Consider the following 25842-nt stretch of genomic DNA (forward strand, 5'->3'; position numbering starts at 1 on the left):
TTTGTCCAGAGCGAATAGCCAACATGCACATAAATCCTTATTTATTCATACTGCCGCGCACGCCCGGACTTATTGTCTGGAACTACAAAGAGCACCTTCAATATGAACTCGATATCGATTACTCATCGAGACTCGCCAAACTCATTCACGACCCGAGCCTGTTTGATCACTGCAATACAATAGACACACAACTATTAAATGCAAAAATATTAACCATTACAAAGATAGACAGTCCCGCATGGGGCTGGGATGAGTTATCGAAGATTTACCATATCGGCACACAGAACATTCCCTGCGAACAGGTGCCGCAGAATATCCATGAGTGGTCCCGACAATACCTGGATCACTGCAATGAAGTGCTGGCTGCAGAAGCCCCTCACAGGGAGCGTCCGGTTCAGGACCTCGAACGACGCATCGTGCTGCCTGCCCCGGTCACATTGACTGAAAGCAGCCTGGGCAATGCACTGCTGCAGCGAAAGACCTGTCGCACCTTTACCGGCGAAGCAATCAACCTTGATACCGTTGCCACACTGCTGTACCTCTCGCTCGGCTATCTCGCCGAACGGGAAAATGATCGCGACGCCAGCATCGCCCAAGGCCTCGGCGCGCGGCGCAGCAGCCCATCGGGTGGAGGGTTGAACGCCTGCGAAGGTTTTGTTCTGGCGCAGAACGTCAGCGGCCTGGAACCGGGCATTTACGCCTATCACCCGGCCGAGCACGCCTTGAGTCCGGTCGGTCCACTGCCCGAGCCGGCGTTGGGCCAACTTCTGGCCGGGCAACACTTCATCAACAACTTGCCGTTGGGGCTGTTCATCACGGCTCGCTTCGACAAGCTCTGGTGGAAGTATCAGCACTCACGGGCCTACCGCATGGCCTTCGTCGAAGCCGGCCACCTTTCACAGTCATTCCAACTGGTGGCCACGGCCTTGGGATTGCGCACCTGGCTGACAGGGGCATTCGGCGATCATCAGGTCGAAACCCTGCTGGGAATCGAAGGCAGTGCCGAACAACCGCTGTTCTTTGTCGGCTGTGGCGCGAGCGACGGTCAGGCGATGTGTCAGGAAATGCAGGATCTGCTCCGGGAGACGCAAGCATGACCGCGCCCCTAGCGGATCCGCCTCCGGCGCCCGAGTCCTGGTCACAACGGTTTACCCTCGGTGACTGGAACAGTCACGCCTCGGTACGCACCAGCCATCACGAATACCTGCTGCCGCCAGACGTGCAGCAACAGTTGCAAACTCGTTTCTGGTTCCCGCCGGCCTTCCTGCCGTACCTGGCGCACCCCGTCATTCAGGCCGCAGGTGCAACTGTCATGCACCGCCTGACCGCCAATCATCTGGTGCATTTTCTCGACTACACCACCCTGCTCGAACACCGCATCGTCAACCGGGCGGTGGAAACCATCGTCCACGGCGAATTGCCTGCCTACGTTCCGCCACGGATGAAAACCGCAGCGTTGCAGCTCTATACCGACGAGGGCTATCACGCACTGTTCTCTGATCGGCTCGCCAGCCAGATCGCCGACTTGCATGGTTTCACCGAGCGCCCGGTGATGCCCTTGCGGATCACCCGAATGAACGCCCTGATTGCCCGCACCACCGAAAGCAATCGCCCACTGGCGTGGTTCCTGCTCGGCTTCGTCTCGGAAACCATCATTGCCCGGGAGTTGCTGGAGGTCTGTCGCGAAACACTGGTCACCAGCGTGAACGACATGCTGCGCGATCACCTGAGCGACGAGGCCCGCCACAGTCGCTACTTTTGCGAGGTGTTCCATTACCTGTGGCTGACCTTGAACAACCGCCAGCGCACCTTCACCGCCAGAACCCTGCTGGACATCATCGCAATCTTCTTCGAAGTCGATGAGCGCTGGCTGCGGCAAAGCCTGCGCGGCGTCGGAGTTGCCGACATGGACGTGGCGCAGATTGTTGGCGGCCTGACGACCGCACAGGCCAATCGGCAACGAGCGCAATCAGGCGTCGGCGCTACGCTGCATGCACTGGAGAAGGCAGGATTCTTTGCGCTGGAACATAACCGGAAACTTTTTGCCAAGGCAGGACTGATCGATGGATAACCGAGCAAAAACAGGCACCGCCCGACAACGACGCGGCGCCATCAGTCTTCTGCTGGCCATGGTCCTGCTTGGGGTATTTCCCCTGGACGTGCTGCTTCCTTCGTTTCCCGCCCTGGCCGAACACTTTCGCAGCACTCCGGCGGACATTGCGCTGTCGATCAGCCTGTTCGCCGTAGGGATCGCGTTCGCGCAGCTGTTGATCGGGCCACTCTCCGATGTGATCGGGCGTAAAGGGTTGCTGCTCGCGGGCATGGGTGTATCGATGCTGGGGGCGCTCGGCTGCGCCATGACCAGCGACTACAAGCTCTTTCTGGCCTTCCGGTTGCTGCAGGCCTTGGGTTGCGGCTGCTTTGTGCTGTCCCAGGCGCTGGTTCAGGACCTGTTCGAGGGTGAGGAGCGCGACCGCTTGCGCATCCTGATGGTGACCGCGACCGGAATTTTCATTTCAGTGTCGCCGCTGGCCGGCACGCTTCTGCAAACCACTCTCGGCTGGCGTGGCAGCTTCTGGGTATTCACCGCGCTGGCGGCGGTTGTACTGGTCAAGGCCTGGTTTTTTCTGGAGAACAGTCATCGCGTCGTTCGCAACACGCCGCTCAACTTCCTCAATGCCTATCGCCGGGTGCTCGGCGATTTCGAATTCGTCGGCTACTGGCTCATTTCCGCATTTGCGTTCGCCTGCCACTTCTCGTTCATCGTCATCTCACCACTGATCTTCATGGATCAACTGCAGCTATCGGCCTATGACTTCTCGCTGATCCTGCTGGCCTACGGTGCGGCCTATATCGTTGGCGGGATTGCCGCTGCGCTGTTGAGCCGGCGCATCAGCTCCGCGCAACAGATCGTCGCGGGTTTGAGCATGATCCTGCTGGCGGGGCTGGTGATGCTGTTCCTGTCGCAGCACTTCGCGCTCTCGCCCGCCACGGTGCTGATTCCGATGCTGATCTGCACCGCCGGCACCACCATTGCGCGCCCGGCCGCCACCTCACGAGCCATGGGCCTGTTCCCGGGGAACGCCGGCACCTCGGCTTCGGCCGGTAGCACCATTGTCTTCATTTGTGGCGGCCTGATCAGCGCCCTGATCAGCCTGAGCCCGAGCAACCTGCAAGCAACCCTCGGCTACTGCTTTGTCCTGCTCAGTTGCATCGCACTGGCGCTGAACAAGCGGATCAGTTATCGCGCCAGAGTCATCGAAAGCAGCGCCATCGCCCCCACCGGCGGCGATTGAGCCTGCCGGTCGTCATGCCATACGCACCGTCGGCACTGGAACAATGCTTTGCGCCATTCCCTCCAGACGCCAGCGGTGTAGAATCGGCTGATTCATCGCCATTCATCCCCCGGCGGGTTTATGAGCTCAGGCTGAGGCAAGCGGCGATCCCGCAAAGTCATCGGCAACATCCAGGACACACGGCCATTTCTGAGTGTTCCAGACGTCAATAGAAGCTCACTCCCTTTTGATACCTGATTAGCCGCCCGGAGTGCTCCAATGCCTGATTACCGTTCGAAAACATCCACCCACGGCCGCAACATGGCCGGCGCCCGCGCACTGTGGCGCGCCACCGGAATGAAAGATGACGACTTCAAAAAGCCGATCATCGCCATTGCCAACTCGTTCACCCAGTTCGTACCGGGCCACGTACACCTGAAAGACCTTGGTCAACTGGTTGCCCGCGAAATCGAACGCGCCGGTGGCGTAGCGAAAGAATTCAACACCATCGCCGTGGATGACGGCATCGCCATGGGCCACGACGGCATGCTCTATTCGCTGCCGAGCCGCGAGATCATCGCCGACTCCGTCGAGTACATGGTCAACGCTCACTGCGCCGACGCCATCGTCTGCATTTCCAACTGCGACAAGATCACCCCGGGCATGCTGATGGCGGCCCTGCGCCTGAACATTCCGGTGATCTTCGTATCCGGCGGCCCGATGGAAGCCGGCAAGACCAAACTCGCTTCCCACGGCCTCGACCTCGTCGACGCCATGGTGATCGCCGCCGACGAAAGCGCTTCTGACGAGAAAGTTGCCGAGTACGAGCGCAGCGCCTGCCCGACCTGCGGCTCATGCTCCGGCATGTTCACGGCCAACTCGATGAACTGCCTGACCGAAGCGCTGGGCCTGGCACTGCCGGGCAACGGTTCGACCCTGGCCACCCACAGCGACCGCGAACAGCTGTTCCTGCAGGCCGGTCGCACCATCGTCGAGCTGTGCAAGCGTTACTACGGTGAGAACGACGAGTCGGTGCTGCCGCGCAACATTGCCAACTTCAAGGCGTTCGAAAACGCGATGATGCTCGACATCGCCATGGGCGGTTCGACCAACACCATCCTGCACTTGCTGGCTGCCGCCCAGGAAGCCGAGATCGATTTCGACCTGCGCGACATCGACCGCCTCTCGCGCAGCGTGCCGCAACTGTGCAAAGTCGCTCCAAACATTCAGAAGTACCACATGGAAGACGTGCACCGCGCCGGCGGCATCTTCAGCATCCTCGGTTCGCTGGCCCGTGGCGGCCTGCTGCACACCGACCTGCCGACCGTGCACAGCCGCAGCATGGAAGAAGCCATCGCCAAATGGGACATCACCCAGACCACCGACGAAGCGGTGCACCACTTCTTCAAGGCAGGACCTGCCGGTATCCCGACCCAGACGGCATTCAGCCAGTCGACCCGTTGGGAAACGCTGGATGACGACCGTGAAAACGGCTGCATCCGCAGCTTCGAGCACGCCTATTCGCAAGAGGGTGGCCTGGCCGTGCTGTACGGCAACATCGCCCTCGACGGCTGTGTAGTGAAAACCGCCGGCGTCGACGAGTCGATCCACGTCTTCGAAGGCAACGCGAAGATCTTCGAAAGCCAGGACAGCGCCGTACGCGGCATCCTCGCCGACGAAGTGAAGGCTGGCGACATCGTCATCATTCGCTACGAGGGCCCGAAAGGCGGCCCGGGCATGCAGGAAATGCTCTACCCGACGTCCTACCTGAAATCCAAAGGCCTGGGCAAAGCCTGCGCACTGCTCACCGACGGTCGTTTCTCCGGCGGCACGTCGGGTCTGTCCATCGGTCACGCTTCGCCAGAAGCTGCAGCCGGCGGTGCGATCGGTCTGGTGCAGGACGGCGACAAAGTGCTGATCGACATTCCGAACCGCTCGATCAACCTGTTGGTCAGCGATGAAGAACTGGCCGCACGCCGCGCCGAGCAGGACAAGAAAGGCTGGAAACCGGCCGAGATCCGTCCACGCAAAGTGACCACCGCGCTCAAGGCCTACGCCCTGCTGGCGACCAGCGCCGACAAGGGTGCCGTGCGTAACAAGGCGATGCTCGACGGGCTGTAAGCGTCAAATCGCAGAAACAAAAATGCCCCGCCAAAGTGCGGGGCTGATCGTTCCCACGCTCTGCGTGGGAATGTCTCAAGGGACGCTCCACGTCCAGTGACGCGGAGCGTCACGGGCTGCATTCCCACGCAGAGCGTGGGAACGATCAACCCGATCCCTGTAGGCGCTGCCGAAGGCTCCTACAGGGATTCTGAGGGTTATTGGATTTCTTCAGGCTTGACGATCACCCAGTTCTTGTCCGCCGTCACCGGCAAGCCTTCCTTGGCCTGCGCTGCCGCATGCTTGGCCATCATGCCGTTGAGCTGAGTCATGTATTTATCCTTGCGGTTGACCCACAGGTGGATACCGCCCTTGGCCACATCCACATCGTGGAACAGCATATAACCGTCGCTGCTCGGGGTGTCGCCGCCCACCAGCACCGGTTTTTTCCACTCATCGATGTACGTCAGGATCGCCGCGTGCTTGCCGGCCATCCAGGTTGCCGGGGTCCACAGGTACGGGGTCAGTTCGAGGCCGAGGTTGGCCTTCTCGTCATACTTGCCAGCCGTGATCTGCTTGCGCGCAGTGGTCAGCTCGCCGGTTTCGCGGTTCTTCAGCAACGTGGTCACACCGATCACGTTCTGCGGTTTGACGTTGTAGCCATACTTCGGATCGGCAGCGACCATGCGCACCAGCTCTTCGGAGGCGGCAGTCATCACGTAGACCTCGATGCCGTTCTCCATCAGCTTGTTGTACAGCTCGGCCTGACCGGTAAAGACTTTCGGCGGCTGCACGTCGAGGTTCTTCACCACATCGCCGTCGTAATAAGTCGCCGGCACCGGTTTACCCGAGGCCATCAGCTCATCGACGTAGCCTTTGAGTTCCTTGAGGGTGAAGCCGGAAAACACCTGCGCTACCCACGGGTAGCAGACCATGTCGTCGACTTCGCACAGGCGATAGTAGTAACTGAACAGGCTTTCCTTGTGGTCGGCGGTGTCTTTGAACGGCATCAGTTTCAGGGAGGGATCGAGCTTGTCGCGGGTGATCAGCCCCTTGTTTTCCATGAACGGCAGCAACGATTCTTCGAGGTCGTAGCGGTAACTGGTGTTGTCCATGTCAAACACCGCGTAGTTACCCTTGTTGGCGTTGGCCGCGATCATCGCGTCCAGTGCCTTGGCCTGATCCGCCGGCCAGTGTTTCAGGTCAGTGGCGAACGCCTGACCTGCCAGACCCAACCCTAACGTCAGTGCGACAGCCAGCAACTTCGGTGCGAACTTCATTGGCGTTTTCTCCCCTGATGTAAAGACATCGACGCTAACAAATAAGTGTGACAGTCCTCGTCTGTCAGCGACCGCTTACGTCTCCTCAACGCCAACTGCATTGCCGAGAGCGACAGGCGCTTATTCCAAAAACGACGGATGACCTGCGATTTCGGTATTAATTCATTGGAAATCAAACTGTTAGGCTTGCCGGTTCGCAGTTGCCCAAGAAGGCGACTGGCACAAGTCTTATCGGAGTCTTCATGAATCTGCCGCTGATCCTCAATCTGCTGGTGTTCCTCGCCCTGCTCTTTGGCCTGGCGCAAACCCGCCACACCACCTGGAGCCTGGCGAAAAAAGTCCTGCTCGCACTGGCGATGGGCGTCGCGTTCGGCGTGGCCCTGCACACTGTTTACGGTGCCGGCAACCCGGTGCTGAAAGCCTCGATCGGCTGGTTCGATCTGGTAGGCAACGGTTACGTGCAGTTGCTGCAAATGATCGTGATCCCGCTGGTGTTCGCCTCGATCCTCAGCGCGGTCGCGCGTCTGCACAACGCTTCGTCGCTGGGCAAGATCAGCTTCCTGACCATCGGCACCCTGCTGTTTACCACCGCGATTGCGGCGCTGATCGGCATCGGCCTGACCAACCTGTTCGGCCTGACCGCCGAAGGGCTGGTGGCCGGCACCCAGGAAATGGCCCGTCTGCAAACCATTCAGACCGACTACGCCGGCAAGGTTGCCGACCTGAATGTGCCGCAGCTGCTGCTGTCGTTCATTCCACAGAACCCGTTCGCCGACCTGGCCCGGGCCAAGCCGACCTCGATCATCAGCGTGGTGATCTTCGCTGCATTCATGGGGGTTGCTGCGCTGCAACTGCTCAAGGATGACGTCGAAAAAGGTCAGAAAGTGATCAACGCCATCGACACCCTGCAAGCCTGGGTGATGCGTCTGGTGCGTCTGGTGATGAAGCTGACCCCGTACGGCGTACTGGCGCTGATGACTAAAGTCGTGGCTGGTTCCAACCTGCAGGACATCATCAAGCTCGGCAGTTTCGTCGTGGTCTCGTACCTCGGACTGGGCCTGATGTTCGTGGTCCACGGCTTGCTGGTGTCGGCCGCCGGGATCAACCCGCTGCGCTTCTTCCGCAAGATCTGGCCGGTGCTGACGTTCGCGTTCACCAGCCGTTCCAGCGCGGCGAGTATCCCGCTGAGCATTGAAGCGCAGACCCGTCGTCTGGGAATTCCGCAGTCGGTGGCGAGTTTCGCCGCATCGTTCGGTGCGACCATCGGCCAGAACGGTTGCGCCGGTCTGTACCCGGCGATGTTGGCGGTCATGGTGGCGCCAACCGTTGGCATCAACCCACTGGATCCGCTGTGGATCGCGACACTGGTGGCGATTGTGACCCTGAGCTCGGCCGGTGTGGCCGGTGTCGGTGGCGGCGCGACGTTTGCGGCGCTGATCGTGCTGCCGGCGATGGGTTTGCCGGTGTCACTGGTGGCGCTGCTGATTTCGGTCGAGCCGCTGATCGACATGGGTCGTACGGCGTTGAACGTGAGTGGATCGATCACGGCGGGGGCGATTACCAGCCAGGTGATGCAGCAGACAGATAAAGCACTGCTGGATGCGGATGAGCATGCGGAGCTTGCTCAGGCTTAAGTTCTTCTTTGCCTGACCTGGCCTCTTCGCGAGCAAACCCGCTCCCACACTGGATTTGTGTCGATCACAGATCCTATGTGGGAGCGGGTTTGCTCGCGAAGCTCTTAGGCTTTTTCCCAGACTTCGAAGTTGTACGCAGGCTTATCGCCCTCAGCCGGATTTGGCACATTCGACACCAGTTTCCACTGGTTCAGATCAAACTCCGGAAACCACGCATCCCCTTCCGGGCTCAGCGCCACACGGGTCAGGTACAGACGATCGGCCTGCGCCAGCCCTTGCGCATACAACTGCGCGCCGCCAATCAGCATCAGCTCATCGACGCCCTGCGCTTTCGCCCATTCCTCGGCGCGAACCACGGCAGCCTCCAGCGACGGATAAACCTCTGCGCCTTCCAGTACCAGATCAGGCTGACGGCTGACCACGATGTTCAAGCGCCCCGGCAGCGGGCGACCGAGGGAGTCCCAGGTCTTGCGGCCCATGATGATCGGCTTGCCGAGGGTCGTCGCCTTGAAGTATTTGAAGTCCCCCGGCAGGTGCCAGGGCATGCTGTTGTCGACGCCGATCACACGGTTTTCACCGAGGGCTGCGATCAGGCTGAGGGGGAGTGATTTAGTCATGCCGGCGAGGATACCAGAGCCTCGCTTGACCCGATAAGCGCCACAGCGGTTATGCTCACTGCTCAATTGAGCAACGGAATGGCGCGTGACTGAACTGACTCCACTGCAAAACCTCTGGCTGACAGAAACCATCCGCCTGCGTGAAGAACACGCAGGTCCCCTGGAGGATCTGGAAGCCAATCGTCTGGCCCGCGCGGCCGGCGGCGATCTGCCGAGCCGCATTCAACGCCGCGCGGCATGGCTGGCCGAGCGCGACGGGCTGAGCGCTGCGCTCACTCACTGGCTGCAAGGCGCACGTCTGGCGCTGGTGCTGCTGATGATCTTCGCGGTGCTGAGCGGCGCCGGTCTGGCCTTCGCCGCGCTGAGTCAGACGCCGGTCAATGTGTTCTGGGCCTTGGGCAGCCTGCTCGGGCTGAACCTGATTCTGCTGTTGAGCTGGGCGCTGGGGCTGGTCTTTGCCGGCGAACACGGCACCACTCTTGGGCGTTTGTGGCTGTGGCTCAGCGAAAAATTCGCCCGTGACGCCAAAGCCGCACAACTCGCACCGGCCCTGCTGTTGATGCTGCAACGCAAAAAACTCAACCGCTGGGCGCTCGGCACACTGGTCAACGGCCTGTGGCTGCTGGCGATGCTCAGCGCGCTGGTGTTGCTGCTGACGCTGATGGCGACCCGGCGCTACGGCTTCGTCTGGGAAACCACCATTCTCAGCGCCGACACGTTCATCAACATGACCCAAACCCTCGGCGCGCTGCCGGCGCTGCTCGGCTTCAACGTGCCGACCGTAGAGATGATCCGCGCCAGCGGCGACGCCGCACTGAACATCGAAAGCGCGCGGCAGGCCTGGGCGACCTGGCTGGTCGGCGTGCTGGTGGTCTACGGCGTGCTGCCGCGCCTGCTGCTGGCACTGTTTTGCTTCTGGCGCTGGAGCAGTGGCAAAGCGGCGCTGAGTCTGGACTTGAACCTGCCCGGCTACGCCCAGTTGCGCGAACGCCTGATGCCGACCAGCGAGCGCCTCGGCATCAACGATGCGGCGCCGCAGCAGTTGCATCGGGTCGAAAGCAGCGTCAGCGAACATGCGAGCGACGGTGCCCTGCTGGTCGCCATCGAACTCGACGACCAGCGCCCCTGGCCTCCGGCCCTGCCGAAAACCGTGAACAACGCCGGGATTCTAGACAGCCGCGAATCGCGGCACAAACTGCTCGAACAACTCAGCCGCTTCCCCCCTGCGCGCCTGCTGATCGCCTGCGATCCACGGCGCTCGCCGGACCGCGGTAGCCTCGCGCTGATCGCCGAACTGGCGCGCAATGCCGGCGCCACCCGCGTCTGGCTGCTGCAAGCACCGCCCGGCGAAGCGCTGGACAGCGCACGCCTCGGCGACTGGCACCTCGCCCTGCAACAACTGGAGCTGCCATTCGCCGATTGCGCGCCGATGAACTGGCTGGAGAACGGTCATGACTGATGCCCGGAAAACGCCGCTGAAACTTGCAGTGGTCGGCCACACCAACGTCGGCAAGACCTCGCTGCTGCGCACCCTGACCCGCGACGTCGGTTTCGGCGAGGTCTCGCACCGGCCAAGTACCACTCGGCATGTCGAGGGTGCGCGGTTGTCGGTGGACGGCGAGCCACTGCTTGATCTCTACGACACGCCCGGGCTGGAAGACGCGATTGCCCTGCTGGATTTCCTCGAGCGTCTGGAGCGTCCGGGCGCACGCCTCGACGGTCCGGCGCGACTGGCGCGCTTTCTCGACGGCAGCGAGGCACGCCAGCGTTTCGAACAGGAGGCGAAAGTGCTGCGGCAACTGCTGGCCTCCGACGCCGGACTCTACGTGATCGACGCCCGCGAGCCGGTGCTGGCCAAGTACCGCGATGAACTGGAAGTGCTCGCCAGTTGTGGCAAGCCGCTGCTGCCGGTGCTGAATTTCGTCAGCAGCGCCAACCATCGCGAGCCGGACTGGCGCGAAGCGTTGGCGCGGCTCGGCCTGCATGCGCTGGTGCGTTTCGACAGCGTTGCACCGCCGGAGGACGGCGAGCGGCGGCTGTACGAAAGCCTCGCATTACTGCTGGAAAATGCCCGCCCGCAACTGGAACGGCTGATCGCCGATCAACAGGCCCAGCGCCTCGCGCGCCAGCAAAGTGCGGCGCGCTTGATCGCCGAATTGCTGATCGATTGCGCCGCGTGCCGACGCAGCGTGGTCAGCGAGGCCGAGCAGGAACAGCAAGCGATCAGCGAGCTGCGCAAGGCTGTGCGTCAGCGTGAGCAGAAGTGTGTTGAGGCGCTGCTCAAGTTGTATGCGTTTCGTCCACAGGATGCGGCGGCGAGTGATTTGCCGTTGCTGGACGGGCGTTGGGGCGATGACCTGTTCAACCCGGAAACCCTGAAGCAACTGGGGGTTCGCGTCGGCGGCGGGATTGCTGCCGGTGCTGCGGCCGGTGCCGGGGTGGATTTGCTGGTGGGCGGCATTACTCTTGGTGCTGCGGCTTTGGCTGGCGCGATTGCCGGTGGTGCGCTGCAAACGGCGCGCAGTTATGGCAGTCGTTTGCTGGGCAAGATCAAGGGCCAGCGGGAATTGACGGTGGATGATGGGGTGTTGCGGCTGTTGGCGTTGCGTCAGCGGCAACTGTTGCTCGCGCTCGATCAGCGCGGGCATGCGGCGATGGACGCGGTTCAGGTTGCAACGCCGCAGGACAAAACCTGGCGCGAGGGCAAGTTGCCGGATGCGCTGAGCAAGGCCCGGGCGCATCCGCAGTGGTCATCACTGAACCCGCATGCGAAGTTGAATCAGGCAGAGCGGCAGGAGCAGATTGATTTACTGGCTGCAGAGCTTTAGCGCCTGTTTCGGCCTCTTCGCGAGCAAGCCCGCTCCCACAGTTTGATCGCATTCCTTATGGTAGAACTCGGTCGAATGTGGGAGGGATCTTCACGCAACCCGCATCCGAAGCTGAATCAGGCAGAGCGGCAGGAGCAGATTGATTTACTGGCTGCAGAGCTTTAGCACCTGTTCCGGCCTCTTCGCGAGCAAGCCCGCTCCCACAGTTTGATCGCATTCCTTATGGTAGAACTCGGTCGAATGTGGAAGGGATCTTCACTCAACCCGCATCCGAAGCTGAATCAGGCAGAGCGGCAGGAGCAGATTGATTTACTGGCTGCAGAGCTTTAGCACCTGTTCCGGCCTCTTCGCGAGCAAGCCCGCTCCCACAGTTTGATCGCATTCCTTATGGTAGAACTCGGTCGAATGTGGAAGGGATCTTCACTCAACCCGCATCCGAAGCTGAATCAGGCAGAGCGGCAGGAGCAGATTGATTTACTGGCTGCAGAGCTTTAGCACCTGTTTCGGCCTCTTCGCGAGCAAGCCCGCTCCCACAGTTTGATCGCATTCCTTATGGTAGAACTCGGTCGAATGTGGGAGCGGGCTTGCTCGCGAATGGTGCGACTCGGTGCCGGGGATTACGCCGCCAGCAGCCGCACCGCTTTCTCCTTCAACACCCGAAGATCCATCACCGGCACCGCCGTCTCCTTGGCCAACTCATCCCACTGGCGCATCCGCAGGCTGACGGCACACAACGGATCCCGCTCAAACGCATCCGCATCAGCCTCGCTCATCACCCCACCCTGATATTCCAGGGTCCGGCGACTCGCTTCACTCAAGCGCTCGAAATACCCCGGCTCGCGCAAGGTCAGATAACGTTTGGCCTGCACGTGGTATTCCACCAGCCGTGCCAGGCGCTCACTGAACCCGGCCTCACGCAAATAATTCGCGCCCAGCCGCTCATGGCTGACTACACCATAACCGCCCATGTTCTCGGCGCCCTCGGCACACAAATGGCCGATGTCATGGAAGAACGCCGCCAGCACGACTTCGTCGTCGAAGCCTTCGGCAATCGCCAGTTCGGCGGCCTGGGACATGTGTTCGATCTGCGACACCGGCTCGCCGATGTAATCGCTGCTGCCGAAGCGCTCGTACAACCCGAACACCCGGGCGACGACTTGTTGGTGATCCGCCATCAGATTTCCTCCAGCAATTGCGCGATGTTGCGCTCGGCCAGCGCCGGGCCGACGCTCATGCCGACGCCGGTGTGCATCAGCGCCACACTCAACCCCGGTGCCGGACGCAGGAACGAAAACGGCCCCGGCCCTCGGGAACCATAGACTCCCTGCCAACGCTCGACCACTTGCACCTTGCAGCCCAGCGTCTGCTCGGCCAATTCCAGCATCCAGTTGTCGACCTGCTCGGCATTGAATGGCGAAGGGTCGCTGCCGTAATGATGCGAGTCGCCGATGATCAGTTCGCCGTACGGTGTCGGGCTGATCAGCAGGTGAATGCCATTGTCATGCAGGTGCGGTTGCTCGCGCAGGATCTGCGCCTGCACCGCTGCCGCTTCCGGTAAATCGGCGAAGGCGCCGTAGTGCACGCAACTCAGGCCGGTGAGCAAGGCATGTTGCAGATTCAGCTCGATCTGCGGTTTGGCGCGGAGCATTTGCAGGCGGCAGATCTGCGGGTCGAGCGCAGCAATCGGCTCGGCCAGCAGGGTCTGATAATCGTGGCCGGAGCAGACGATGATCTGCTTCGCCGTGAAGGTGCCGGCGGTGCTTTGCAGGCGCCCCGGTTCGACGTCGCGCACCAGCGTCGAGAAGTGAAACTCGACGCCGAGGTCGCGGCGCAGATAGTCGATCAGCGCCGGGATCGCTTCGCGCGAATACAACTGTTGATCGTCCATACCGTGCAACGCGGCACGGTGGTGGCTGAACTGACCGTGGTACAGATCGCGCAGGGCAGCACCGCGCATTAGCTCGATGTTGTAACCGTGTTCCACGGCGCGGCCGTTGCAGAAGGCTTCCAGCAGGTGTTCTTCAGCTTCGGTGCGGGCGAACAGGTACGAGCCGTTACGCTTGATTTGCAAACCGGCGAGTTGCGCCCAATCGCCCCAGATTTCGCGGCTGGCTTTGGCCAGTTCCAACATTTGACCGGGTGGTTGGCCGGTGACCAAGGCTTGGCCGAAGTTGCGCACCGAAGCGCCGAGGGGCGTGGCGGTGCGTTCGAAAACGCTGACCTTGAGGCCGCGTTTGGCGGCGGCGTAGGCGTGGGAAAGGCCGAGGATGCCGGCGCCTACAATCAGCAAGTCTTGGTGTTGTGTCATTGAAATGTGCTCTGAAGGAGAGACCGCCTTCGCGAGCAAGCCCGCTCCCACAGGGGATTTGGGTGTTCACAAAATTTGTGTTCACGGGAGATCCAATGTGGGGGCGAGCCTGCCCGCCCCCTGGGAGTTGTGTTGTGAACACGGTCCACTGTGGGAGCGGGCTTGCTCGCGAAGAGATCCTGTCAGTCGATAGAGATCTTACTTGGCGACAACTTTCTCGGACTTGCCGTCATAACGCTTGCGCCATTCGGTCAGGATCTCGTCGCGGTTCTTCGAGGCCCAGGCGAAGTCGTTCTTGATCAGGCGCTGCTCGTAGTCGGCCGGCAGTTCGGTCTGCGGCTTGGCGATGCCCGGCTGTGCAAGAACAGCGAAGTTCTCCTTGTACAAGTCCATCGCCTCGGCGCTGGCGGAGAAGTCGGCCAGTTTTTTCGCTGCGTCTTCATGCGGCGTGCCTTTGATCACGGCAGTCGCTTCGATCTCCCAGCCCAGGCCTTCCTTCGGCAGGATGATGTCCAGCGGCGCACCCTGACGCTTCAGCTGTACCGCCGGGTATTCAAAAGAAATCCCGATCGGGAATTCGCCTGCAGCAGCCAGTTTGCAAGGCTTGGAACCGGAGTGAACGTACTGGCCGATGTTCTGGTGCAGACCGTCCATATAGGCCCAGCCCTGCTTCTCGCCGAAGGTTTGCAGCCAGGCGCTGACGTCGAGGAAACCGGTGCCGGACGACGCCGGGTTGGGCATGACGATCTTGCCCTTGTACTCAGGCTTGGTCAGGTCCTGCCAGCTCACGGGTTTGCTCAAGCCCTGCTTCTCAGCCTCAACAGTGTTGAAGCAAATGGTTGCGGCCCACACGTCCATGCCGACCCAGGCTGGCGGGTTGGCGGCGTCGCGGTAGTTCGCGCCGATCTTGCCCAGATCCTTCGGCGCATAGCTTTGCAGCATGCCTTGCTGGTCGAGGATCGCCAGGCTGGAAGCCGCCAGACCCCACACCGCATCAGCCTGTGGACGAGCCTTCTCGGCCAGCAGTTTGGCGGTGATGATCCCGGTGGAATCGCGCACCCATTTGATCTCGACGTCCGGGTTGGCCTTTTCGAATGCGGCTTTGTAGGCGGTCAGTTGCTCGGCTTCGAGGGCGGTGTACACCGTCAACTCGGTTTTTGCCGCGAAGGCATTCAGGCTGAAAGTAGCGAGCACAGCAGCGGCCAGGGCCATAGGCTTGAACATGATCGATTTCCTGTAATGAGTTGAACGGGGTTGGAATCAGTGACCGGGCGCGGTTTGCCGCCAGGCTTGAGAACGGCGCAGCAAGCCGCGCGAAGCCCACGCCAGCAGCAAGGACACGCCTGCCGAGGTGAACAGAATCAGGGTCGACATCGCCGCCGCGCCGCCGACGTTGCCGGCGTCATCCATGTTCAGCACCGCCACCGCCGCAAGGATCGTGTCGGGGCTGTAGAGGAAGATCGCAGCAGAAACAGTGGTCATCGCCGAGACGAACAGGTAGCGCACGATGTCCAGCAGCGCCGGCAGGCAGATCGGCACGGTGACGCGCAAGTAATGCCGGTACAGCGGCGCCTTGAGCGACAGCGCGGCGGCTTCAAACTCGGCATCGAGCTGGCGCAGCGCGGTGGTCGCGGTCATTTGTGCGGTAGTCAGATAGTGCGCAATGGTGCAGACGATCAGCAGCGTCATCGTCCCGTAGAGCACGTGCAGCGGGTTGCCGCTGAGGTTGAAGAAGAAGACGTAACCCAGACCAAGCACCAGCCCCGGCACTGCCATTGGTATGAAACTGAGCATGCGCAACGTCAGGTTGAGGCCGCGCTGGCTGCGGGTTTTCTCCATCAGGTAAGCGCCAGTGAAGATCAGCACACTGCCGATCAGTGCCGTGCCCAGCGCCATCTTCAGGCTGTTGCTATAGGCCAGCCAGCCACCGCCGGCGGTTTCGTTGAACTGGTAGTGATTGAGCGACAGCGACAGGTTGTACGGCCAGAACTTCACCAGCGACGAGAACACCGCCATGCCGAACACCAGAATCAACGCGGCGCTGATCAGTAAAACAATCGCCAGATAACAACCGTCACGCAGTGTCGACGGTGCCGGCTTGAACACCTGAGCACGACCGCTCATGGAATCGCCGTGACGCCGGCGCAGCCAGGCATCGACGCCGAAGCTGAACAGCGCCGGCAGCAACAGCACCATGCCGATCAACGCGCCGCGACCGAATTGTTGTTGGCCGACCACGGCTTTGTAGGCTTCCAGCGCCAGCACTTGATAGTCACCACCGACCACCACCGGCACGCCGAAATCAGTGATGGTCAGGGTGAACACCAGACAGAACGCGGCGAACACCGCCTGGCGAGTCGCCGGCCAGGTGATGCTGCGAAAAGCCTTGGCGGGGCTGGCACCCATGCTCGACGCGGCGTCGAACAGGCGCGCATCGGCCAGCGACAATGCCGAGAGCAAAATCATCAACGCATGGGGGAAGGTGTAAATCACCTCGCCCAGCACGATCCCCCAGAACCCGTAGATGTTGTCCGACAGCAGCCCGCGCAACATGCCCTGGTTGCCGAACAGATAGACCAGCGCAATCCCCGGCAGCATCGACGGCGCCATCAGCGGCAGCAGGGAAATTCCGCGCCAGATGCCCTTGGCCGGAATCAGTGTGCGTTGCAGCGCGTAGGCAAACAGGTAGGCCAGCGGTACGACGATGGCCGCGACGCTGAGGGAAACTTTCAGGCTGTTGCCGAGCAGCCAGTGGAAATTGTCGCTGGCCACCAACTCCCTGGCGGCGAGCCAGCCACCGCCCTGCCCGGCCTCGCTGCTGAAACCGCGCCAGAAGATCGCCAGCAATGGCAGCAGCACCGCGACACCGAGCAGCAACAGCAGCAGGACTTTGCCGCCGAGGACGAAGATCCGGTCACCGACCTCGGCACCGGACACCTGCCGCGCCTGCTTGTGCGGTAGCGGCAGTGCGATGTTCGCGCTCATCAGGCGAACACCTGCAGGCTGCGCGGTGGCAAGGCGACCATGATCTGCTGCGCGCCAAGACGCGGCATGGCTTCCGGCGCCAGTTCGGCGAGCAGTGAATGGCCCGGCAGTTGATCGAGCTCGAAGCTCATGCGGCAGCGGTTACCGAGGAAGGTGATCTCGCGGACCTTGGCCGGGAACAGGTTTTCTTCGTGCACCAGCGGATTGACGTTGATCGCTTCCGGGCGGCAGAACAAACGACCCGAGGCGCTGTGCACACTACCGTCGGCCAAGCGCAGGTTCATCCCGCCGACCTGCGCATGGCTGTCGCTGCTGCGCTGGAACGGCAACCAGTTACCCTGCCCGACGAACTCGGCCACGAACGGCGTGGCCGGGCGGTTGTAGATTTCCTGCGGGGTGGCGTACTGCTCGACGCGGCCGTTGTTCATCACGGCGATGCGGTCGGCCATCAACATGGCTTCGTCCTGATTGTGCGTGACCATCAGGGTGGTGATGCCGAGGTTGCGCTGCAGTTGGCGCAGCTCGGTGCACAGATGCTCGCGGACGCGGGCGTCCAGCGCCGACATCGGTTCATCGAGCAACAGCAACGACGGCGCGGGTGCCAGGGCGCGAGCCAGCGCGACGCGTTGCTGCTGGCCGCCAGACAACTGGCCCGGATACTTTTTTTCACTGCCGGTGAGGCCGACCAGTTCCAGCATCTGAGCGACGCGACGGCGCACTTCGTCGCGACCACTGCCGGCGAGGCCGTAGGCAATGTTCGCTTCAACCGTCAGATTGGGGAATAGCGCGTAGGACTGGAACAGAATCCCATAGTCGCGGGCCTGCGGGGCGAGATGGGAAACGTCGCGCTCACCCAGATACAACTCGCCGCTGTCCTGCTTTTCCAGCCCTGCGATGCAGCGCAGCAGCGTGGTCTTGCCGCAGCCCGACGGGCCGAGCAGGCACACCAGTTCACCGGCGGCGACATCGAGGGAGACGTTATCCAGCGCGGTGAACGCGCCGAAGCGTTTCTGCACGCCGCGCACTTTCATCGGCGCACCGGGGTTGGTCAGGGCAGTTGCGATGGCAGGATTCATGGACAGACCTCATCAAGCAGATGGGGCCAATCCTAGAGTTGTAATGCGTCCGTCATGTGGCAGTGAGGCAAAAACGGCCGATAGTGGTATTCAGGGATTTTGGTTCACCAGAGATCGTTCCCACGCTCTGCGTGGGAATGCCTCATCGGACGCTCCGCGTTCGGCTGTTGGGACGCAGAGCGTCCCGGGCTGCGTTCCCACGCGGAGCGTGGGAACGATCATTACGCAGGAGACATTTCCTGGGCCAAGCCGAGGAACGCCGCCGGCAACCGCGCCGCCTTCCTCTCCTTGAGGCAGTAAAGGTACTCAGGAATCTGCGGCGCATTCTCGATGGTCAACACGCGCAGTTGCGGATCATGCGGCACTTCCTGCCGCGCAATAATGCTGATACCGATATTGCGCAACACCGCCTCTCGAATCGACTCACGGCTGCCAATTTCCAGCAACGGCCCGAAGCTCACCCCAGCAGTCGCGAGCAATTCTTCCGTCAGCCGCCGCGTCGTCGAGCCCGACTCACGCATCAACAACGTATGCCCGGCCAGTGCGCTCAATGCCACATGCTCCTGCGTCGCCAGCGGATGGTTGCGATGCACCGCCAGCACCAGCGGATCAGTCCCCAACACCCGACGAATCAACCGCGCATCCTCAAGCAACTGTGACGACGCCGCGACGTCCACCCGATAATCCTCCAGCGCTTCCAGCACCTGCTGCGAATTGCCGATTTCCACCGACACTTCCACCTGCGGCAGGCGCTCGCGGAAGGTCTTCACCAGATCGAGGATGTAATACGGCGCAGTGGCGGCGATGCGTAACGTGCCCTGCACCTGACCGCTGTTGCGCAGGAAGAATTCGATGTCGGACTCCTGCTGCAACAGCGCCTTGACCATCGGCAGCAACCGCGCGCCTTCGTCACTGACGCTCAGGCGCCGACCGCCACGGTAGAACAGCTCCACCGAATACTGGCTTTCCAGGTTGCGGATCTGCGTGGTCACGGTGGGTTGGCTGAGGCCGAGTTTCTTCGCTGCCAGCGTGATGCTGCCCAAGCGGGCGACCATGTAAAACGCTTTCAGCTCGGCACTCAGCACAACCATCCCTCATCGTTTATTTACGCAACAGGCGCAAGCCGTTGAACACCACCAACAGGCTCACGCCCATGTCGGCGAACACCGCCATCCACATGGTGGCGAGCCCGGCGAAGGTTACCCCAAGAAAGATAGCCTTGATCACCAGTGCCAACGCGATGTTCTGTTTCAGAATGCTGGCGGTATTGCGCGACAGGCTGATGAACGCCGGGATCTTGCGCAGATCGTCGTCCATCAGGGCGACATCGGCGGTTTCAATCGCGGTGTCGGTACCGGCCGCCGCCATGGCGAAACCGATCTCGGCGCGGGCCAGTGCCGGGGCGTCGTTGATGCCGTCGCCGACCATGCCCACCCGGTGGCCCTGTGCATAAAGCTCTTCGATGGCTTGCAGCTTGTCGGTCGGCAGCAAGTCACCCTTGGCCTGATCGATGCCGACCTGCGCCGCGATCGCCTGCGCGGTGTGCACGTTGTCGCCGGTGAGCATCAGGGTTCTCACGCCCAGGGCGTGCAACTGGCGGATCGCTTCGCGGCTGGTTTCCTTGACCGTGTCGGCCACGGCAAACAGCGCCAGCGGGCCGGAGCTGTCGAGCAGCAGCACCACGGACTTGCCCTGCTTCTCCAGCGCGAAGAGTTTTTCTTCCAGTTGCGGTGAGCACAGGCCCAGTTCTTCAACCAGACGGTGGTTGCCCAAGTGATAGGTCTGGCCGTTGACCTGGCCCTTCACACCGCGACCGGCCAGCGCTTCGAAGTTATCCACAGCCAGCGCAGCGAGATTCTTGTCCACAGCTGCATTGGCGATCGCCAGCGACACCGGGTGATCGGAACGTCCGGCCAACGCGGCAGCAATTGCCGGCGCCGTGGCGTCGGCGGTCGGGTCCAGCGACAGGTAATCGGTCTGCACCGGTTTGCCGTGGGTGATGGTCCCGGTCTTGTCCAGCGCCAGATAATCGAGCTTGAAACCGCCCTCCAGGTACACGCCGCCCTTGACCAGAATACCTTTGCGCGCGGCTGCCGCGAGGCCGCTGACGATAGTCACCGGGGTGGAAATCACCAGTGCGCATGGGCACGCGACCACCAGCAGCACCAGCGCGCGGTAGATCCAGTCGAACCACACCGCGCCCATGAACAGCGGCGGGATGATCGCCACGGCCAACGCCAGGACGAATACCACCGGGGTGTAGATTTTCGAGAACTGATCGACGAAGCGTTGGGTCGGTGCGCGCGCGCCTTGAGCCTGCTCGACGGCGTGGATGATCCGCGCCAGGGTCGAGTTATTCGCCGCGGCAGTGACCGCGTATTCCAGCGAACCGGCCTGGTTGATCGTACCGGCGAAGACTTTGTCGCCGACGGTTTTTTCCACCGGCAGGCTTTCGCCGGTGATCGGTGCCTGATCGATGGTCGAGCTGCCGCTGACGACTTCACCGTCCAGCGCGATACGCTCGCCGGGTTTTACTCGCACGCGGGCGCCGAGTTCGACGCTTTTAACCTCTTGTTCGATCCAGTTGCCGTCGGCTTGCTGCACCGTGGCCTGTTCCGGGGTCATCTGCATCAGACCGCTGATGGCGTTGCGGGCGCGATCCAGCGAGCGCGCTTCAATCAGTTCGGCCACGGTGAACAGGAACATCACCATCGCCGCTTCCGGCCACTGCCCGATCAGCACCGCCCCCGTCACCGCGATGCTCATCAGCGCGTTGATGTTGAGGTTGCGGTTCTTCAGGGCGATCCAGCCCTTTTGGTACGTCGTCAGGCCACCGCTGAGGATCGATACCAGCGCAATGATCGCCACCACCCAGGTCGGCGCGGCATTGGTGAAGTGGATAACTTCAGCCGCCAGCGCACCGACGCCGGACAGCGCCAGCGGCCACCAGTGTTTTTTCACCGGCGCAGGGGCCGGGGCTTCGACGCCCGCCTCCAGCGGCTCGGCGTGCATGCCGAGGGATTTGATCGCCTCAGTGATTGGCTCGGTACCCGGCAGGTTATGCGTCACGCCGAGCACGCGGTTGATCAGGTTGAATTCCAGTTGCTGTACACCGGCCAGCTTGCCGAGTTTATTCTGGATCAGCGTCTGCTCGGTCGGGCAGTCCATCGCTTCGATGCGGAAACTGCTCAACCGGGCGTCGGCGCTTTTCGTCTCGCTCAGTTGAATCCGCGACGGTGCAGCGGCTTTTGATGAACAGCAGGCATCGCCGCCGTGGTCATGTTTATGCACAGGCTGCAATTTATGACTGTGATCGTGCCCGTCGCCCGGCTTGTGGGAGTGGGGGTGGGTGTGGGTGTGCTGGGAATCGCTCATTGGTCGCGTCCATGAAGGTGCCTGTTGCCAAGTAAAGACCCTGTAGCCACTATAGGGTCAAGCACCCTTTTGGAGATTGCCGTCATGAAGATCGGAGAACTGGCCAAACTCACCGACTGCGCCGTGGAAACCATCCGCTATTACGAGCGCGAAAACCTGCTGCCGGAACCGGCCCGCAGCGACGGCAACTACCGCGTCTACACCCAGGCGCACGCCGAGCGCCTGACCTTCATCCGCAACTGCCGTACCCTCGACATGACCCTCGAGGAAATCCGCAGCCTGCTCGCGCTGCGCGACAGCCCGCAGGATCAATGCGAGAGCGTCAACGCGCTGATCGACGAGCACATCCAGCATGTGAAGGCGCGGATTGATGGATTGCTGGCCTTGCAGACACAACTGCTCGACCTGCGCCAACGTTGTGGCGAAGGGCCGGAAGCAGATCAGTGCGGGATCCTGCAGCGGCTGGAAGTGAGTGGCGGAGTTGTGGCTGCGGAGGTCGAGCATTCGCATGTGGGCCGCAGCCACGGCCACTAAGTCAACCATCACTCCCATGATCAGATCAGTTTGAACTCCAGAATGCCTTGGCGGCCCATACCGTAACTAATCCCCGGGACCATTCCTGCACCTAGAAAGAAGCTGCCATACAGAAAAACCGACTCTCCACGAAACGCTTGATAGACGCTTGGTTCAATTCGGAACTGGACAGCTGATTCCGGAGTGACTGTCAATTTGCGCTGATAGTCTCTCCAGTTCCGTGCGCTTGGTCTGCCCTCAAGATCACTCAGCACATAAATTTCGATGGCGTTATTCGTTTGTAGGTTCAAGACCGTCGGAACTGTAAGGACGAGGCCATCTGGATGTTTATCAATCTCCAGTTCGCCATTCGACACTCCCTCGATAGAAATCTGCCCGGTTTGGACCAGTGGAAGGACGAAGTTGACGAACAGAGATCCCGAAGGCAAAGAACCTCCGTTTCTTGTGATTACAAAGATGACTTCGACCCTGTCTCCTTCGAGCTTGAGTGCTTCAGCGTCGGAAAAAGGAAAATACAAATCGGTAAAACCAGTAACTGTCTGGGAGGGTAACTGGAAGCTTCCTCCGCTTCCTCCGAAAGCCTGCCCTTGCACCCGCACTTGATCGCCGATCTGAAAGTCCCGATTGTTTACAGGCACCACATAAAACAGCGAATCAACAAAAAGCGGGGCGCCCCGAAGTAATTCACCAGGTATCACGCAATCCCAGGGGGCAATGGAAGGTAAAAAATGAACCACCCCCGAACTACTCCTGCAACCAACATACGGTGCTCCAGGCAATTGAACGCTTGAGCTCTGGGCGGTAGAACCGATTGTGCGCTCCGAAAACCCGCTGGTTGCATCGTTTGCATTGATTGGCATAGTGAAACTCCACAAATAAAGAAAGGGCGTTGCCGTCCACAGCCGAATGGCTAATGGTCAGTCAAACACCCTTTCATTTGTCCGCCACCTGTCAGAGTTGACAGTTTGTTAGATTCTTTTGCAATCAGGCAAAGCCGTGCCTGCAATAAAATCAGACCGCCATCGGCGCGGTCATCGGCGCATGGTGCTCGTAGCCTTCCAGCGAGAAATCGCTCGGCTCCACCAACTCCAGCCATTCCGGCTGATATACGCCAGTCTTGGCAAATTCCGGTACGCGATCGGAGATTTTCAGTTTCGGCATGGCGAACGGTTCGCGCTTGAGCTGTTCGTTGAGCATGTCCAGGTGGTTCTCGTAGACGTGCGCATCACCGATGAAATAGGTGAACCAGCGCGGCGTGTAGCCGGTCAGGCGACCGATCAGGCTCAGCAGCGCGGCGCCTTCGGTGAGGTTGAACGGCGTGCCCAGACCCAGATCATTCGAACGGATGTACAGGGTCAGAGAAATCTCTTTGGTCTCGACATTCGGGTGGAACTGGTACAGCAGATGGCACGGCGGCAGGGCCATTTCATCGAGCTGGGCGCAGTTCCAGCCGTGGAACAGAATACGGCGGCTGCCCGGATCCTTGATGATCGTGTCGACGCACTGGCGCACCTGGTCGATGGCTTTGTACAGCACCACGTAGGCCTGGCCGTCTTCTTCGCCCTGAGCGATCTGCTTGTAGCCATTGCTCAGGGTCTGCTCGATGGCCGCCGGGTTGCTCAGCGGGATCTGCTTGTACGCCGGCCACTTGCGCCATTGCACGCCGTAGATTTCGCCGAGATCGTCTTCGCCCTGACGGAACGGGTTGGCCAGCCACTGGGCGTTTTCGTTGGCGTTCTGGTCCCAGACCTTGCAGCCCAGCGCACGGAATTCAGCGGCGTTGTTCACACCACGCAGAAAGCCGCACATCTCGCCGATAGCCGATTTGAAGGCCATTTTGCGGGTGGTGATCGCCGGGAAACCTTCCTGCAGATCGAAACGCAGCATTGCACCCGGGAAACTGATGGTGTTGATGCCGGTACGGTTGGCCTGTTTGGTGCCGTTCTGGATGACGTGCGAAACCAGTTCGAGATATTGCTTCATGAGTTACCTGTGTCCTTTGAGCCCCGGCGTCGCGCGCCGGGGTTCGTAGTTTAAGCGGTCGGCGCAACGGGCGCTGCCGGCGCACGACGATAGGCCAGCCAGATCAGGAACAATCCACCGACGATCATCGGCACGCACAGAATCTGGCCCATGGTCAGCCAGTTCCAGGCCAGATAGCCCAGTTGCGCGTCCGGTACGCGGACGAACTCGACGATGAAACGGAAGATGCCGTAGAACAGCGCGAACATGCCCGAAACCGCCATGGTCGGACGCGGCTTGCGCGAGAACAACCACAGGATCAGGAACAGCGCCACGCCTTCGAGCGCAAACTGATACAGCTGCGACGGGTGACGCGGCAACTGCGCCGGATCGCTGAATGGCGGGAAGATCATCGCCCACGGCACGTCGGTCGGCTTGCCCCAGAGCTCGGCGTTGATGAAGTTGCCGATACGCCCGGCACCCAGACCGATCGGCACCATCGGTGCGACGAAGTCCATCAACTGGAAGAACGTCTTGCCGTTACGCTTGCCGAACCACACCGCCGCGAGCATCACGCCGATGAACCCGCCGTGGAACGACATGCCGCCCTTCCACACCTCGAAAATCAGCGTCGGGTTGGCGATGTAGGCGCTCAGATCGTAGAACAGCACGTAACCCAGACGTCCACCGACAATCACCCCCATCGACAGCCAGAACACCAGATCGGAGAGTTTCTCCTTGGTCCAGGTCGGATCGAAACGGTTGAGCCGGCTCGACGCCAGCAGCCATGCGCCGCCGATGCCGACGAGGTACATCAGGCCGTACCAGTGGATTTTCAGCGGACCGATGGCCAGGGCCACCGGGTCGATCTGCGGGTAAGGCAGCATTGCGACTCCTCGTTAGAGTTGAAACCAAAATTCCCGGGCGACGCTGCCACCTCAGGATTAAGCCAGGATTGCGACGGTTAAAGCAGGAAACTCACACCCACGCTGAACAGCAAAGCGGCGAACAGCCGTTTCAGCAAGCGCGGCGACAACCGATGCGCCAGACGCGCGCCGATGCGGGCGAAGACCATGCTGGTCAGGGCGATGCCCAGCAGCGCCGGCAAATACACAAAACCGAGACTATGCGGTGGCAACAACGGATCGTGCCACCCCAGAATCATGAAACTTAATGCACTGACCAAGGCGATTGGCAGGCCGCAGGCCGACGACGTCGCCACCGCTTGCTGCATCGGCACGCTGCGCCAGGTCAGGAACGGCACGGTCAAAGAGCCGCCACCGACGCCAAAAATCGCGGAAGCCCAACCGATGATGCTGCCGGCCACGGTCAGACCGAATTTGCCCGGCACCGTTCGGCTGGCCTTGGGTTTTATGTCCAGCGCCAGTTGCACCGAGATGATCAAGGCGAACACGCCGATGATCTTTTGCAGGTGCGGCCCGGAAATCGCCTCGGCAGTCAGGGCACCGAAACCGGCGCCCAGCAAAATGCCGACGGCCATCCACATGAAGATCGGCCAGCGCACCGCGCCACGACGGTGATGCTCACGCACGGCGTTGACCGAGGTAAAGATGATCGTCGCCAGTGACGTCCCGACCGCCAGATGGGTGAGGATCGACTGATCAAAGCCCTGCAGGGTGAAACTGAACACCAGCACCGGCACGATGATGATCCCGCCGCCGACGCCAAACAGCCCGGCCAGCACGCCCGCACAGGCGCCCAACGCCAGATAGAGCAGAAATTCCATGACCGTCTCCCAGACGCATCCCCAAAACCGGAGCGGCATGGTAACGGATGCATGCCCTTTGGCTCCACTTACGATGGATGCACGGACGACGACTGCGTAGAGTGAGCAAAAAACACACAAG

At 61.2% G+C, this 25842-nt stretch carries 21 protein-coding genes; 8 read left to right on the forward strand and 13 right to left on the reverse strand.

Annotated elements, in window-relative coordinates; translation table 11 throughout:
• The first annotated feature begins 23 nt into the window (after positions 1-23).
• From QMK55_RS11630 to ilvD, 4 genes are all read left to right on the forward strand, one after another.
• A complete protein-coding gene (locus QMK55_RS11630; RefSeq protein WP_102358737.1) occupies positions 24-1097 on the forward strand; it encodes a SagB family peptide dehydrogenase in 1074 nt (357 codons plus the stop codon).
• Positions 1094-2071 (forward strand): diiron oxygenase, encoded by a 978-nt coding sequence (locus QMK55_RS11635; RefSeq protein WP_320329216.1) that lies wholly within the window; start codon positions 1094-1096, stop codon positions 2069-2071. Before QMK55_RS11630 ends, QMK55_RS11635 begins: the two co-directional genes overlap by 4 nt.
• Positions 2064-3296, forward strand: a complete 1233-nt coding sequence (locus QMK55_RS11640) for a multidrug effflux MFS transporter (RefSeq protein WP_320329217.1) — start codon at positions 2064-2066, stop codon at positions 3294-3296. Before QMK55_RS11635 ends, QMK55_RS11640 begins: the two co-directional genes overlap by 8 nt.
• Before the next feature lie 258 nt (positions 3297-3554).
• On the forward strand, positions 3555-5396 hold the full coding sequence (ilvD, locus tag QMK55_RS11645) for a dihydroxy-acid dehydratase (protein ID WP_320329218.1): 1842 nt from the start codon (positions 3555-3557) through the stop codon (positions 5394-5396).
• Positions 5397-5593: 197 nt separating this feature from the next.
• On the opposite strand, the gene QMK55_RS11650 is transcribed toward ilvD, so the two are convergent.
• Entirely contained in the window at positions 5594-6655 is a 1062-nt protein-coding gene (locus QMK55_RS11650; RefSeq protein ID WP_102354914.1) for a phosphorylcholine phosphatase, read from the reverse strand.
• 242 nt (positions 6656-6897) lie between these two features.
• On the opposite strand from QMK55_RS11650, the gene QMK55_RS11655 reads away from it, so the two are divergent.
• Positions 6898-8289: an L-cystine transporter gene (locus tag QMK55_RS11655; RefSeq protein ID WP_320329219.1), complete on the forward strand. Its 1392-nt coding sequence runs from the start codon at positions 6898-6900 to the stop codon at positions 8287-8289.
• 104 nt (positions 8290-8393) lie between these two features.
• On the opposite strand, the gene QMK55_RS11660 is transcribed toward QMK55_RS11655, so the two are convergent.
• The gene (locus QMK55_RS11660) at positions 8394-8906 is read right to left on the reverse strand and encodes a dihydrofolate reductase (RefSeq protein WP_102354912.1); all 513 of its coding nucleotides are present in this window, start codon (positions 8904-8906) and stop codon (positions 8394-8396) included.
• Positions 8907-8991: 85 nt separating this feature from the next.
• On the opposite strand from QMK55_RS11660, the gene QMK55_RS11665 reads away from it, so the two are divergent.
• Complete coding sequence (locus QMK55_RS11665; protein ID WP_102354911.1) at positions 8992-10365, forward strand: DUF2868 domain-containing protein; 1374 nt, start codon at positions 8992-8994, stop codon at positions 10363-10365.
• Positions 10358-11734: a GTPase/DUF3482 domain-containing protein gene (locus QMK55_RS11670; RefSeq protein ID WP_320329220.1), complete on the forward strand. Its 1377-nt coding sequence runs from the start codon at positions 10358-10360 to the stop codon at positions 11732-11734. The genes QMK55_RS11665 and QMK55_RS11670 overlap by 8 nt, the downstream gene beginning before the upstream one ends.
• 617 nt (positions 11735-12351) lie before the next feature.
• On the opposite strand, the gene QMK55_RS11675 is transcribed toward QMK55_RS11670, so the two are convergent.
• The 7 genes from QMK55_RS11675 to QMK55_RS11705 form a co-directional block, all read right to left on the reverse strand.
• On the reverse strand, positions 12352-12909 hold the full coding sequence (locus QMK55_RS11675) for a phosphonate degradation HD-domain oxygenase (RefSeq protein WP_320329221.1): 558 nt from the start codon (positions 12907-12909) through the stop codon (positions 12352-12354).
• Positions 12909-14042 (reverse strand): TIGR03364 family FAD-dependent oxidoreductase, encoded by a 1134-nt coding sequence (locus QMK55_RS11680; protein ID WP_102354908.1) that lies wholly within the window; start codon positions 14040-14042, stop codon positions 12909-12911. The genes QMK55_RS11675 and QMK55_RS11680 overlap by 1 nt, the downstream gene beginning before the upstream one ends.
• 198 nt (positions 14043-14240) lie before the next feature.
• Positions 14241-15266 carry a putative 2-aminoethylphosphonate ABC transporter substrate-binding protein gene (locus QMK55_RS11685; protein WP_003229178.1) on the reverse strand — a complete coding sequence of 342 codons (1026 nt, stop codon included), beginning with the start codon at positions 15264-15266 and terminating at the stop codon, positions 14241-14243.
• Between the two features lie 36 nt (positions 15267-15302).
• Positions 15303-17027, reverse strand: a complete 1725-nt coding sequence (locus QMK55_RS11690; RefSeq protein ID WP_320329222.1) for a putative 2-aminoethylphosphonate ABC transporter permease subunit — start codon at positions 17025-17027, stop codon at positions 15303-15305.
• Entirely contained in the window at positions 17027-18103 is a 1077-nt protein-coding gene (locus QMK55_RS11695) for a putative 2-aminoethylphosphonate ABC transporter ATP-binding protein (RefSeq protein WP_102354905.1), read from the reverse strand. The genes QMK55_RS11690 and QMK55_RS11695 overlap by 1 nt, the downstream gene beginning before the upstream one ends.
• 221 nt (positions 18104-18324) lie before the next feature.
• Positions 18325-19188, reverse strand: coding sequence for a LysR family transcriptional regulator (locus QMK55_RS11700; protein WP_320330250.1), 864 nt, complete (start codon positions 19186-19188; stop codon positions 18325-18327).
• Positions 19189-19204: 16 nt separating this feature from the next.
• Positions 19205-21478 (reverse strand): heavy metal translocating P-type ATPase, encoded by a 2274-nt coding sequence (locus QMK55_RS11705; protein WP_320329223.1) that lies wholly within the window; start codon positions 21476-21478, stop codon positions 19205-19207.
• 84 nt (positions 21479-21562) lie between these two features.
• On the opposite strand from QMK55_RS11705, the gene cadR reads away from it, so the two are divergent.
• Complete coding sequence (cadR, locus tag QMK55_RS11710) at positions 21563-22012, forward strand: Cd(II)/Pb(II)-responsive transcriptional regulator (RefSeq protein WP_130928467.1); 450 nt, start codon at positions 21563-21565, stop codon at positions 22010-22012.
• A gap of 20 nt (positions 22013-22032) precedes the next feature.
• Here cadR and QMK55_RS11715 read toward each other — a convergent pair whose 3' ends face one another.
• The 4 genes from QMK55_RS11715 to QMK55_RS11730 form a co-directional block, all read right to left on the reverse strand.
• Positions 22033-22872: a hypothetical protein gene (locus QMK55_RS11715; RefSeq protein WP_320329224.1), complete on the reverse strand. Its 840-nt coding sequence runs from the start codon at positions 22870-22872 to the stop codon at positions 22033-22035.
• Positions 22873-23023: 151 nt separating this feature from the next.
• A complete protein-coding gene (locus QMK55_RS11720) occupies positions 23024-23995 on the reverse strand; it encodes a thymidylate synthase (protein ID WP_320329225.1) in 972 nt (323 codons plus the stop codon).
• A 50-nt stretch (positions 23996-24045) separates the two neighbouring features.
• Entirely contained in the window at positions 24046-24861 is an 816-nt protein-coding gene (gene lgt, locus QMK55_RS11725; RefSeq protein ID WP_102354901.1) for a prolipoprotein diacylglyceryl transferase, read from the reverse strand.
• Between the two features lie 77 nt (positions 24862-24938).
• On the reverse strand, positions 24939-25721 hold the full coding sequence (locus tag QMK55_RS11730) for a sulfite exporter TauE/SafE family protein (RefSeq protein ID WP_102354900.1): 783 nt from the start codon (positions 25719-25721) through the stop codon (positions 24939-24941).
• Positions 25722-25842 lie beyond the last annotated feature (121 nt).

Source organism: Pseudomonas sp. P8_229 (assembly GCF_034008635.1).
In the GTDB taxonomy this organism is placed as follows: Bacteria; Pseudomonadota; Gammaproteobacteria; order Pseudomonadales; family Pseudomonadaceae; genus Aquipseudomonas.